Source organism: Tunturiibacter empetritectus, from assembly GCF_014201375.1.
Taxonomy (GTDB): domain Bacteria; phylum Acidobacteriota; class Terriglobia; order Terriglobales; family Acidobacteriaceae; genus Edaphobacter; species Edaphobacter lichenicola_D.
Genome location: NZ_JACHDZ010000007.1, coordinates 65,498 through 78,338, shown reverse-complemented (window position 1 = coordinate 78,338; position 12,841 = coordinate 65,498). Strand labels below are relative to the sequence as shown.

Here is a 12,841-nt window from a genome sequence, read left to right as displayed (position 1 = left end):
TTATTGTAGAGGCGATGAGAAAAAAGAGAGCAGCTACCGCCAACGCAATTCAGTAGGCTGAACTGATTCTGAAGCTATATGAACTCCGGCGGGAGGCGGTCATGCGCGAAGCGCGCTCCTACGTAGGCGGCGATTTTCTACCAGCATCCGCCAGCGAATTTATCCAGATCGTCAGTGCAGGCGACAGGCGCAGTAGCTTCGTTCTTCAAGTCTATGGATACTGGGAGATGGTCGCCGCCTTTGTAAGAAGCGGCGCTCTAGACGCGGAGTTGCTCTACAATACCTGCCCCGAGATGTACTTCCAATACGCCAAAATTCAACCCTACCTGGCGCAGTTTCGCGAAGAGATGAACATGCCTGAGTTCCTGATCAGCATCGAACAGCTTATCGATCGATCACGTACGGGCCGCAAGCGTCTCGAAGCCATGCAAAAGAATCTGGCGGCCATCGCCGAGGTACGAAGTCGCTCTGCGTCAAAGCCACGGACAACTTCAAAGCCAACCTCAAAGCCACGGACAAAGTCAAAGCCACAGACAAAAAGATAACTTCACTCCAGGTCACCGCGTAGCCCGCAGCATTCCATCCCCGACCATCCCGGACCATGCCCGGACCGCGCCGTTCCCCAGAACACCGTTTGCCTTTTCGCGTTCCATCGGTCTAGTATCGAAGTTTTCTCCTCCCCAGGCATTGCGGGCCCCCATTTCAGAAAACCCAGGGGGATACTATGGGTTCATCCAGTCCCAACCGACCTCGTCCTGGCCTTAGAGTAGCCAGATTAGCCACAGCAACCTTATTCGGCTTGTGCGCTCTCTCTGTCGCCGCCGTCGCTCAAGCCAACGACCCACTCCTCCCCGGCGTCACCTACGTCTGCAGCGGCGAGCGCATGTTCATCGAAAGCTGCAACATCCGCGACACCTCAGACACATCCACCTGCATGGTCGGCCATCCCGATCACATCCAGCCCAACGGCCTCATGCAATACACCAACGCCACCCGTGGCGCCCTCAAAAAACTCTTCCCCACCTGCACCCAACCCTCCGCCAAACAGGTCGCCGCCGCAAAGGCCTTCCAGCAGAAGCAGCAGGACCTCTACAACGCGAACGCCCAGAGAGCCGAAGACCAGCTCAAAGCCCCCCCGCAACAAGCCCCGTCCGGCGGCGGCTACGGCCAGCCCGCTCCCCCAAAGAACGCCGAAGAGCGCGCAATGCGCCGCTGTGTCTCCTCCGGCAGACTTCCCACCACCTGCACCGGCAACTCACTCCTCGGAGCCTTCGGCCAGATGCTCTCCCAGGTCCTCCCCGGCGCCAACAAAGAGACCATCCCCGGTCCCGACATGGCAGGAGTCTTCGAAGGCCCCGGCCACTGGCGTCTCGACTTCATCGACGGCGGCGTCCTCGTCAACTGCTCCTTCCTCTCACCCAATCAAGAGGCCTACTCCCTCGACTTCAAAGGCGGCCACGCCGTCCTCACCATCAACACCAGGCCCAAGCCTCTCGTCCTCATCCTCCACGGGACTGAAACCATCACCGGGCCACCCGGCCCCGTCACCATCGACGGCGTCGTCGCCGGCGGCTACACCCCTAGGTAGCTCCTCTCCCGGCCACACCGAAACCTCCCAGACCACCACCCACGAAATCGTCGACAAGAGCCAGACCGGCATGTACGGCCAATCCCAGCTCACCTACCAGGGCAACGGCCAATACGACGCCGCCACCACTCACACCAGCAGCACCTACGTCCCCGGCGCATCCACCCCTGGCTACACCAACTTCGTCCCCAAGCGCGCCACCTGCCCCGCCATCAACCTCTCCTCCAAGGGCGTCGGCACAGGCATCCAGACCTTGCAAACCGATCTCCTCAAGACCGCGTTCGGCGGCGAAAAAGGCCCACCCACCCCTCCCGGAATCCGCATGCACGGCATCTTCGCGGCATCCACCGGCTTCAGTGTTCAGTTCTTCCCCGAGTCCGCCATCCTCGGCTGCGGCCCCGATGCCGCACGAGCCTATCCCTACACCGTCGAGCCCGGCACATCCGGCGTAGCCATCAAAATCGCCGCACCCGATCACCCCCTCGCCCTCACCATCAAGCCCGACGGCTCACTCGACCCCGGCGACTCCGGTCCCTACCAGGTCCACGGACGCGTGGTCACCGGCCAGGACAACAACGACAACTTCACCTTTGCCCCCCTCGAACAGACCTGCAACCTCGCCCCCCTTACCCCCAGCAAGACCATCCCCTCCTCCGGCGGCGCCACCACCGTGCTCGCATCCGCTGGAAGTCCGGCAGCATCCGTTGGAAATCCAGCCGCAACCCCATCCAACAACGGCAGCACCCTCTCCTCCTCTACCGCGCCCCTCGGCAACGCCACTCTGTTCATCGTCTCTGGACTCCCCCCACAACCCGGCGCACCCAACCCTCTCGCCGGACATCCCTACACCCTTCTGCGCAACAGTGTCGCCGACATACTTGCCAAGCAAGGCATCGCCGTTCCTCAGGGTTCGAACCCTTATAAGGTCCTCGGCATCGCCTGCGGAAATCACACCCCCGACTGCCAAAAGATTCTGGATGCGGTCAAGGCAAACGCCGCCTCCGCCATCCGCGCCGACGCCAACGGCAGCGGAACCTTCCCCGGCGTCTCTCCCGGAACCTATTACCTGATGATCTCCGCCCGCTACAACAACCAGGCCCTCGTCTGGGACCACCCCATCCAACTAAAGCCCGGCCCAAACTCACTCTCGCTTGATCAGCGCAACGCAACGCCGATCAATTGAAAACAAACCACACGTCCCGCTGCCGCGACCTCGGGACCCCGGTCCCTGAACCTTATATAAGCCGTTCGACGCCTCGCGCGTGCGATCTAGTTTGCGGCGTCAGCATAGCTCAACAGCTCTTGGATGCGGGTCTCGTCGACGAGCTTCAGGTTGATATCATGCGGGTATTTTTAAGCATCGGTCTCCGGTCTTTTGAAAGCTCCAGCCTTGAGCACGTCCGGCTCGAGAAAATCAACTTGCAGAAAGTCGGCGTGAGAACAAACCTCAGATTCCGTGCGAAGCAGCCGTTGACCTTTCAGGCCACCTTGTCTGCCACTAGAATGGCACAGTGACCCTTCCCCGCCCTGCATTTATCGCCTCAGCCGCCACGATCGTCGTCCTCTTCCTCTGCTGGCTCTTCTGGCACTCGCGGTCCAGGGCGCCCGCTCCTCCACCCTCCTCTTCCGTTGCAGCCTCCGGCCCCGTCAGCGCGACAGACACTGAGGACCTCGCCCCCACCCTGGTCTACGCGCACAATCTGCTCCTGCGCAAAGGTCCCAACTTCCGTATCTACATCCGCTGGATCCGGGGACAGATGGTTCGCACCCGTCGGCAGGTAAATCCGTCCTTCGATGACCCGGATTCTTTCGTCCTACAGATTCAGAAGGGTGTCATCCACGCGAACATAGGAGACATCAGCAACTATCTGAACACCAGCTCTCCGCCCAACTCTCCTCTCACCAACATCTCGATTCAACCCGAAGGCGAACAAATCAAGCTGCAGGGCACCGTACACAAGATCGTTCCCCTTCCCATCGAACTCATCGGCACCCTCTCTCCCACTCCGGATGGCTTCGTCAAGTTTCACCTCACAAAGCTCAACGTCTTGAAGGTTCCGCTGAAAGGCCTCCTCGGAGGCTTCCATGTCGAACTATCCGACCTGGTTCATACGAGTAACATCCCCGGAGTTCAGATAGTAGACAACGACATCATCTTTGACACCCAGAAACTGCTCCCCCCGCCGCACATCCATGGCCAAATAACCACCGTCCGGGTCAGCCCGCCGGACATCGAAGTGCTCTACGGCAACGCGGGCAATGACGAGACCCGACTCGCACAGTGGCACAACTTTCTCCGTCTCAGTGGAGGCACCCTCGACTTCGGCAAGCTCACCATGCACCACGTCGACCTCACGATGATCGACGCCTCTCAGGATCCCTGGTTTGACCTCGACCTCGTCAACTATCAGGCTCAACTCGTCAACGGCTATACGCGCATGACCGCACAGGCTGGCCTCGAGATCTTCATGCCCGACCTCGATGAGCAAACCCCGAAGAAAGCCGGCCAGAGCGTCACGCTCGAATGGCTCAAAGACCGCAACCGCTCCCTCCCGGTTGACGTCCCTGCCAAGTAGCGCGTCCGAAGCTTCGCATTGCTTTTAATGACTGGGACAGCGGCCGCCGAGAGGCCTCTCCAAGGCGCAATGAAACTTCAAAGCGTCCCCGGATGCCTCTGGTCTCAGAAACTCATCCCTTCACGCCATCTCCGCTCTGTCTTCCACAACTCGCCTCTTGACGCGTCTGTTATCCTCTTAGTAGGGAAAAGCTACTGAAGCCCGGCCATCCAGGTCGGGCTTTCGTACTTAACAATCGCAGTAAAGTCCAAACCTAAAGTCAGTCGTTCGAAGACTTTGCACACTTTAAGGGTAGTAGGGGGAGTACCGGAGATGCACGACACAAGACGCAACAAGTCAACACCTGCACACAGGCTACGCCCACGTCCCCCTGCCATCCTGTCGTTAATATTTTTCTCTCTAGTCCTTGCATCAGGGTCGGCCCGGGCACAACTCCCCGCAGGCGCCATCGACACCACGGCCGCTCCCAAACCCGCACCGATCGACCCCGCCCGCGCCCAGGCCAACGACGCCCTCGACAAGCAGGACTACCCCACCGCCCTCAAAATCCTCACCCTACTCGCTGACAAGAATCCCACCGACGCCCACCTCCTCTATGACCTGGCCTTCACCCAGGACGCACTCGCCGAAACTCCCGCCCAGACCACCGCCGCAGAGCAAACCTACCGCCGCGCCATCGCCGCCGACCCCAACTACTTCGACCCCCATCTCGCCCTAGGCCTTCTCCTGGCCCGCGGCGGCCGGCTCACCGACGCCCACAATGAGCTCCTCAAATCCACCACCCTCACCACCGACAACCCCGCCCTCAAAGCCCGCGCCTACCGCGCCCTCGCCCGCATCGACCAGACCGCCAACCCCTCCGCCGCCAGCGACGAACTCCTCTCAGCAATCAAGATCACCCCCGAGACCCCCGAGGACATCCTCCTCTCCGGCGAGCTCGCCGAAGCCTCCGGCGACACCACCGCCGCCGAGCTCGCCTACCGCCGCCTCCTCGCCGTCGACCCCCAGAATCACGACGCCACCGCTGCCCTCACCCATCTCCTCCTGCGCCAACAGCGTCCCGACCAGGCCGAATCCCTCCTCACCACCGCCCTCGCCAAAGACCCCAACAACCCCACCCTCAACGCCCAACTCGCCAGCCTCTACGAGCAGCAGGGCAAGACCACCCAGGCCATCCCACTCGCCGCCAAACTCCACGCCGCCCACCCAGAAGACGCCGCCATCACCCGCCTCCTCGCCCGTCTCTACAGCCGAAACAAGCAGTACGACCAGGCCGCCCCCCTCTACAACGGTCTCCTGACCAAATCCACGCAGGACCCCACCCTCCTCGACGACAGTGCCGACGTCCAGATCCACCTCAAAAACTTCGCCGAAGCTGAAGCCCTTCTCAAGCGCGCCCTCGCCCAGCCCAACGCCTTCCCCACTAAAGACGATCTCGCCCAGGCCGCCAGCCATCTCGCCTTCGCAGCGTCCGCAAACAACGACCCCGTCACCTCCTTGCAAGCACTCGAAATTCGTGATAAAGTGCTGCCACAGTCGCCTTCAAGTCTGTTCCTTGCGGCAACTGCGCACGACAAACTGCACCACACCAAACAGGCGACCGACCTGTACAAACAGTTCCTCTCCGTGGCAAACGGCCAGTTTCCGGACGAGGAGTGGGAGGCCCGCCACCGTCTCCTCACCCTCGATCACCTGAAGTAGGCAAGCGCTCCCTTCGAGGTGCGTTATGAAATCGATCCGTCGGTTCGCTCTTCTTCTCTCTCTGCCGCTGCTTCTGTCCTCTCCAGCAACCGCACGCGCCGCCTCCTTTGACGACACCCTTCCCACCGCCCAGGCACTCGCGCAACTCGAACTCCGCGCCCAGCAGGCCAATCCCCGCGATCAGTGCTTCCTCTACACCGAGCTCGTCCATGTCATGACCGAGATGGCCGGCAAGCAGATGCTCAACGGCGACGTCGATCAGGCCACCGCTACCCTCAAGAAGGTCAACGCCTACGCGATGCTCATCCACATGGATATCGCCAGCAACTCCAAGCGCCTCAAGAACGCCGAAGAGTTGATGCATCACACCTCCTACCGCCTCGGAGAGTATCTCCATAAAGCCTCCAATGAAGATCGCGACACCCTCCAGGCCACCCTCAAGCAGCTCGACCAGGTCCACGACGAACTTCTCGCTCAGGTCTTCAAGCACTAAGAACCAGACACCAGTAATCCAGACCAGGAACCGATGCTCCGCAGACTCTCGCTCGTCCTTCTTCTGCTCTCGCTTGCCCTGTCCCTTCCCGCCCAGCGCACCGACGCCTCCCTCTCCGACGGCGAAGTCGAGCAGCTCCGAGAGGTCGCCTATTATCCCAACGACCGCGTCCTTCTCTTCATCAAGCTCCTCGACGCACGCAACAAATCCATTCAGGATCTCTTCGCCACTCCGCGAAAACCCGGCCGCGAGCAGGACACCCACGATCTCCTCGAGCAGTTCACCGCCATCGCCGACGAGCTCAACGACAACCTTGACGACTACGGCGCCCGTCACCGCGACATCCGCAAAGCTCTCCCCAAGCTGGTCGAAGCCACCGAGCGCTGGTCCTCCAACCTGAAGGCCCCGCCTGACAACGAGACCTACAACGTCTCCCGCAGGCTCGCCCTCGAAGCCGTCCACGACCTTCACGATCAAGCCACCCAACTCATCGAAGAGCAGAAGGCCTGGTTCCTCGCCCACCCACCGCAAAAAGAAAACAAGAACGCCCCTATAGACCTTCCCCGATAGCATCGAAGAATATGTCCTTCCGGACGGGCGCCCTACGCGGGCAGCGGTCACTTCGTGACGCGTATACCTTTCTTGCAGCGACGATCTCTTGTGGTCTTCCCGTTGGTCGGAACCGATTTTCTTCCGACCAACGGGAGGACCACGCGAAGCAGTAAAAGGCGTGCGAACGCCCGCCCTCCGCGCAGGAGGCCCGTCCGGCAGGAAAGTGTCTAAGCACGAACCTACCAACGTACCTCCTGCACAGCCTCGCCTCTTATAAAATCGTCCTGTAGCACCAAGACAAGGACGAAGCCCTGACCACCCCGAAGCATCCCGGCCCCTCCCCCCTGCGCCAATTCCTGCAGCTCTTTTCATCGCCTTCGCCCACTCTTTTCGACCACCTCTCCGCCCCATCACCCGCAGCCCCGATTCGTCCTCACACGCCCCGCAAACCCCGCACCCCAAAATCCAAGTCCGCCGCCACCTCCCTCGTAGCCGTCTTCGAGGAGCAGTACCGCGAACTCCGCCCCCGCGCCCCCATCCCTCCGCTCGACATCCGCTTCCGCCGCTTCACCTCCCTCAACACCACCATCCGCCTGCGCGAAGGCCGTCTCCACGTCCGCCTCTCCGACCTACTCGAGTCCGCGCCCGACTCCATTCACCACGCCATCGCCCACATCCTCCTCGCCAAGCTCTACAAAAAACCCATCGCCCCCGCCCACGCCGACCGCTACCGCCGCCACGTCTCCTCCGAGGCCATCTCCCGCCAGGCCGAGCACATCCGCCAGACCCGCGGCCGCAAACGCCTCTCCACCCCCTCCGGCCATCACTACGACCTCAACGAAGTCTTCGAATCCCTCAACACCCGCTTCTTTCACGGACTCCTCGGCCGCCCCACCCTGACCTGGTCCGCCCATAACGCCCGACGCATGCTCGGCCACTACGACGCCGCCCACAACACCATCGTCGTCAGCCGCGTCTTCGACCGTCCCGACACCCCACGCTGCGCCATTGAGTACCTCCTCTACCACGAAATGCTCCACCTCAAGCACCCCGTCCGCGTCAAAGCCGGCCGCCGCTGCGTCCACTCCCGCGAGTTCCAGGCCGAGGAGCGCCTCTTCCCCGAACTCGAAGCCGCCAAAGCCTACCTCAAGCGTCTCTAAATCCTTCCCCTGCAATCCGCGCCAATCAAAATTTCACGTGCCGGGATAAAATCCCGTGCTACGATTTCGCTACGTAAGACGTCAGCGTTTCTCGCATTCGGAATCGCGTAGGAGTCGTTGAACCATGCGACTATTGCCATTGCACTAGTCGCATGGGCCCCGTTCTCCAGTTATCTTTCCGACAGGCGAAAATCCAAATCACAAGAAAGAGCAGGCAGACCCCAATGGATCTCTCGAAACGTGCAGCAGCGGAGTTCTTCGGCACCTTCTGGCTTGTCTTCGGCGGCTGCGGCAGCGCCGTCCTCGCTGCGGCCTTCCCCAACCTGGGAATCGGCTTCGCCGGAGTAGCTCTGGCCTTCGGTCTCACCGTCCTCACAATGGCCTTCGCCATCGGCCACGTCTCCGGCTGCCACCTGAACCCCGCAGTCTCCATTGGCCTGGTCGTCGGCAAACGCTTCGCGCCCTCCGAACTCCTGCCCTACATCATCGCGCAGGTCCTCGGAGCCATCGCCGGCTCAGGCGTCCTCTACCTCATCGCCAGCGGCAAACCCGGCTTCTCCCTCGCCGCCGGCTTCGCCTCCAACGGCTACGCCGACCACTCCCCCGGCGGCTACTCTCTCCTAGCCTGCTTCGTAGCCGAGGTCGTCCTCACCGCCTTCTTCCTTCTCGTCATCCTCGGCGCCACCGACGAGCGCGCCCCCAAAGGCTTCGCCCCCATCGCCATCGGCCTCTGTCTCACGCTGATCCACCTCATCAGCATTCCCGTCACCAACACCTCGGTCAACCCCGCCCGCAGCACCGGCCCCGCCATCTTCGTAGGAGGCTGGGCACTCAGCCAGCTATGGCTCTTCTGGGTAGCACCGATCTTAGGAGCAGTCCTGGGCGGCCTCATCTCCACGGCCTTCTTCGCCGCCCCGCAGCCACCAATCCGCGAAGAGATGTCCCGAAACTAGACAGCAATGCCACGTCACAAACTCATAGCGGCGCCGCACTCCGACTAAGCCAAGCGCCGCCGTGATATTCCTTCAGAGTGAGTTTGTAGTGATCCTTCCAAACCATCCAGCCGGGATGATACGGCACGATCGTCATCTCCTTCACCACGGCGCCGTTCAGAGAGTGTTCATCTCCATCCACAAATTGAGCAAACCCCCGAGTGTCTTCAACCAATGGCGATACGCAAAATCCGGTCCTCATCATTGTGGGCAACACACGATAGTCCCGTCTCGTGCCATCCGATAATTTCAATAAAATTCTCACCTGCGTTGGTTTGAAAACTATGCCGATAAGCCTGCCAAACGGCGTAGGCTCCAGATCTATCTCAGCAAAAATCGGTTTTCCAGACCCGGACATCACAATCCTCTCTCCGGTTTTATAGACACCTGTCTGCAGAATGTTGAAATCGGAACGATCCTGCACAACGTCTTTCTTGTGCAGATAGGCAAACTGCTCATCCACCCTGGACACGGTGTAGTTGTCTAAAAACGCGGCCCAACTGACCCCATCATTAAGCGAAGGCAGATGATTATCCTCCATGGGAACGAAACCGAATAACAGATAATTGGGAGCTTTTTCCGTCCGTAAATGCTGCTCATTGATCAGAGCAAGTTTTGGTGTCCACGCAGTATAGCTTTGGATGACGGGACGCGGATTCCAAGTGTCGCCCGATGCAAGAATGTAGGCATCGTCGGTCGGATAGATATCCACTGTTCCCGCCAGCTTCGGCACCGGATATTCCTCCCTGATCTTCGCAAGTCCCTCAAGATACGCGTTGGAGAGTTCGTCGTTTTCGAACAGCCGAATCCGCAAACCATTCCACAAATGTCCGTACACTCCAAGAACAGCATCGCCGGCAAGGGTGGAGATAGATTTTTTCTCTTCAGTAACGTCATGCCGCGATATTGGCAGGTCTCCGACTGGCGCCTTCGTCTTCTGCTTGTAATTCGGAATGATGGCCTTAGCCAGGTTGAGCACTTGAGGGTTATACCGAATTGTTATGCCAGCTAACACCAGGGCACATAAAACAAGAGTGACTCGAACTCGACGGTCCCAACCTAAAAACCCCGTCAAAATGCTTGCGAATACCAGGCAACTCGCCGCAATAGGCGCATGCATATCGTGCCGTACAAAACCGCTCTTGAAGCCTACAAAAAAGAACAGCGTAAAACAGACACCGAGAAATAACTTCGACACGCCCGTAACCACCATTGACCTCGACAGGTTCCAAAGAACTGCGGCGGCTGCAACAAGGTATGCCGCGATCTCCACATTAGGCAGGTACCCTAGAATGCCTCGAAATTCCCCCTGCAACCCCATCGCCTCGGTATATCCGGAGAGTATCTGGACGCTACTCGATCCATAGTCCGCAAGCCCATTAAACGGCTGCCCCGCCATCGTCCAAAACAAAAGAAGGGAGAGTATCGGCACGACAACAACTACTACCGCCAGCATGACGTATCTCTGATACAGGAGATAACTCGCAATAAGAAGAACCATCATCGCGCATAGAACAATCATGTTTCCTTTTACTAAAGGAAGTATGCCTAGTGGAATGCAGAGCGCGGCCACTGACGCCAGTCGCCGAAAATTTGACTGCGGCTGTTTTTCCTGATGACCGCAAAACTTCGCCGCGCTAAGAGCCAGAAGAAGTGGATAGGAAAAAAACAACGCATCGCGTGACTGGGCAAACCAGCCAAGAAATACAAGGAAGAGAATGGCAATTGTCCGATTCTCATTCCCGGCCATATACAGCAACGCCCCCAGATAGCAGAGCGCAAAAATAAGGCTGGTGAGCAGTATCAGGTGGTCGACCAGCGGGTGATAGACCTGCGAATACATCGCGGCATAGGGACCAAATGTGAAAATAACGTCATGGCCGATTCTCATGTGATCGGCCACCGCCTCGTTCATGGACATCACCCATGATCGATCAATGCCTCCACGTGGCGTCTCCGGATTCAATGGAACGATCAGTCCAATAACTGTGATGGCTGCGAAAAGCGGAAACCAGACCTTCAGAAAAATTTGATACGCCGTAGTACTCCGTAACTCAAATCGGCGAGATGTCTCTTGCTGCATACCTCTCCTTATACAACTCAGCTTTGAAGGTTAAATTCAAAACGAAAGCAACCGAATATCAGGAAACAACCGTCGGATGCGGCTCGACAAACGGAGTTGGCTTCCGCGCCACCCCCATCACCACCAGCCCCACCACCACCGACCCCAGCGCCGCCACCTGCGCATTGCTCATTCCCCAGTAAAGCCGCGGATTCACCCGCACAAACTCCACCAGAAACCGAGCAATTCCACTCAGAAAAAGATACAGCCCGGTCATCCACCCCAACGGCCTCGCCTTCTTCCCTAACCGCCAAAGCAACCACCCCAGCGCCATCGCAAACAGAAACTCATACACCGGCGTAGGCTGCACCAGAGCATCCGGCGGAGTCGGCAACACCAGCGCATCCTTCGCCATATGCACGCCCCACGGCAGCGTCGTATTGATCCCGTAGTCCCCATCGCCCGACGTCAAACACCCAATCCGCCCCACACCATATCCAATCGCAGCCGCCGGAGCCGCCAGATCCAGCATCCGCACCGCAGCCTTCCCCCCAGCCAGACCATCAGGTTTAGCAATCCGACCCTGCCACATCAGCATCGCGATCCCGGCCAGCATCCCGCCAAACCACGCAAACCCTGCCTGAAACCAGTGTAGAAAATCCATCGCCACCGCAAACGGCCGACTCCACCCCGGAGCAATAATCTGCCGATACGCCGCATAAAGATCCGCCGGATTCTGCAACTCATGCCAGGCCTTCGCGCCCAGCACCCCCGCGATCACCACCAACGCAACCACGTTCAGCGCGTCCGCATCGACGCCATTCCGAACAAAGTTCTTATGCAGCACCACCGTCGCCGCCACCGCCGCCAGCCACAACAACAACCCAAACGTACCCAGATGAATCGGGCCAATATCGATATAGGGAAACATAATCCTCGCTCTATAAAAGTATAACGGCCTTTGCCTCAGCCCCCCACTCGCGTTAGCCTATCCCTTATGGCCACCAGCACGCCCGTCTTCCCCCCCGCCTCAGAGATGGAGATTCTCTTCTCCAAACAACAGATCGCCGACCGCACCCGCGAAATCGGAGCCCAGATCTCCGCTGACTACAAAGGTCAATCCATCGTCCTCATCGGCGTCCTCAAAGGCGCAGCCATCTTCCTCGCCGACCTCGCCCGCGCCATCCAGGTCGACAACACCTTCGACTTCGTCGCCGTCTCCAGCTACGGCCGCGCCCGCGTCTCCTCCGGCGCCGTCAAGCTCATCAAGGACATCGACAACCCCATCGAAGGCAAGCACGTCATCATCGTCGAAGACATTCTCGACACTGGCCTCACCCTCAGCTACCTTCGCGGCCTCATGCTGCAACACAAACCCGCGTCGCTAAAGATCGCATCCTGCCTCGACAAACCCGAGCGCCGCCTCGTTCCCATCGAAGCCGACTACGTAGCCTTCAGAATCCCCAACAAGTTCGTCATCGGCTACGGCATGGACTACGCCGAGCGCTACCGTGGCGTAGAAGACATCCGCATCTTCCCCTCCGACGTCGCCGGCCACTAGCCACAACACAGTCTGCTCTCGTTTTCTTGCACAACGTGCCCGTTCTAATTCTCCCCCTCAGCGGCGTCAAAGAGGGAGCCCCATCGCTTTTGCCGTAGTCCGTTGTTTTGGTTGTCATCCCGTCAGGATCTGCTTCTGCGGTTGTCCTCTCACATC

General features: G+C 59.4%; 14 protein-coding genes. 10 read left to right on the top strand and 4 right to left on the bottom strand.

Going from position 1 to position 12,841, the window contains the following annotated elements; translation table 11 throughout:
* The first annotated feature begins 62 nt into the window (after positions 1-62).
* The 7 genes from HDF10_RS18120 (at position 63) to HDF10_RS18090 (ending at position 6,928) form a co-directional block, all read left to right on the top strand.
* Positions 63-545 carry a DUF4760 domain-containing protein gene (locus HDF10_RS18120; RefSeq protein ID WP_455685157.1) on the top strand — a complete coding sequence of 161 codons (483 nt, stop codon included), beginning with the start codon at positions 63-65 and terminating at the stop codon, positions 543-545.
* 254 nt (positions 546-799) lie between these two features.
* Positions 800-1,588: a hypothetical protein gene (locus HDF10_RS18115; protein ID WP_183815923.1), complete on the top strand. Its 789-nt coding sequence runs from the start codon at positions 800-802 to the stop codon at positions 1,586-1,588.
* A 70-nt stretch (positions 1,589-1,658) separates the two neighbouring features.
* A complete protein-coding gene (locus HDF10_RS18110) occupies positions 1,659-2,771 on the top strand; it encodes a hypothetical protein (RefSeq protein WP_183815921.1) in 1,113 nt (370 codons plus the stop codon).
* 328 nt (positions 2,772-3,099) lie between these two features.
* A complete protein-coding gene (locus tag HDF10_RS18105; RefSeq protein ID WP_183815919.1) occupies positions 3,100-4,164 on the top strand; it encodes a hypothetical protein in 1,065 nt (354 codons plus the stop codon).
* A gap of 312 nt (positions 4,165-4,476) precedes the next feature.
* On the top strand, positions 4,477-5,865 hold the full coding sequence (locus tag HDF10_RS18100; protein ID WP_183815917.1) for a tetratricopeptide repeat protein: 1,389 nt from the start codon (positions 4,477-4,479) through the stop codon (positions 5,863-5,865).
* Between the two features lie 25 nt (positions 5,866-5,890).
* Entirely contained in the window at positions 5,891-6,358 is a 468-nt protein-coding gene (locus tag HDF10_RS18095; protein ID WP_183815915.1) for a hypothetical protein, read from the top strand.
* Positions 6,359-6,391: 33 nt separating this feature from the next.
* Positions 6,392-6,928 (top strand): hypothetical protein, encoded by a 537-nt coding sequence (locus HDF10_RS18090; RefSeq protein ID WP_183815913.1) that lies wholly within the window; start codon positions 6,392-6,394, stop codon positions 6,926-6,928.
* Between the two features lie 392 nt (positions 6,929-7,320).
* Here HDF10_RS18090 and HDF10_RS21240 read toward each other — a convergent pair whose 3' ends face one another.
* Positions 7,321-7,524, bottom strand: coding sequence for a hypothetical protein (locus HDF10_RS21240; RefSeq protein WP_311732814.1), 204 nt, complete (start codon positions 7,522-7,524; stop codon positions 7,321-7,323).
* A gap of 15 nt (positions 7,525-7,539) precedes the next feature.
* Positions 7,540-7,824, bottom strand: coding sequence for a hypothetical protein (locus HDF10_RS21235; protein WP_311732813.1), 285 nt, complete (start codon positions 7,822-7,824; stop codon positions 7,540-7,542).
* 12 nt (positions 7,825-7,836) lie between these two features.
* On the opposite strand from HDF10_RS21235, the gene HDF10_RS21230 reads away from it, so the two are divergent.
* Entirely contained in the window at positions 7,837-8,070 is a 234-nt protein-coding gene (locus tag HDF10_RS21230) for a M48 family metalloprotease (RefSeq protein WP_306458008.1), read from the top strand.
* A gap of 224 nt (positions 8,071-8,294) precedes the next feature.
* Positions 8,295-9,023, top strand: a complete 729-nt coding sequence (aqpZ, locus tag HDF10_RS18080; RefSeq protein ID WP_183815911.1) for an aquaporin Z — start codon at positions 8,295-8,297, stop codon at positions 9,021-9,023.
* Positions 9,024-9,045: 22 nt separating this feature from the next.
* Here the strand turns inward: aqpZ and HDF10_RS18075 are convergent, their stop codons facing one another.
* Positions 9,046-11,145 (bottom strand): hypothetical protein, encoded by a 2,100-nt coding sequence (locus HDF10_RS18075; RefSeq protein WP_183815909.1) that lies wholly within the window; start codon positions 11,143-11,145, stop codon positions 9,046-9,048.
* Between the two features lie 58 nt (positions 11,146-11,203).
* Positions 11,204-12,055: a prolipoprotein diacylglyceryl transferase gene (locus HDF10_RS18070; protein ID WP_183815907.1), complete on the bottom strand. Its 852-nt coding sequence runs from the start codon at positions 12,053-12,055 to the stop codon at positions 11,204-11,206.
* Between the two features lie 66 nt (positions 12,056-12,121).
* Between HDF10_RS18070 and hpt the strand changes: the two genes are divergently transcribed.
* Positions 12,122-12,685 carry a hypoxanthine phosphoribosyltransferase gene (gene hpt, locus HDF10_RS18065; RefSeq protein ID WP_183815905.1) on the top strand — a complete coding sequence of 188 codons (564 nt, stop codon included), beginning with the start codon at positions 12,122-12,124 and terminating at the stop codon, positions 12,683-12,685.
* Positions 12,686-12,841: the final 156 nt, after the last annotated feature.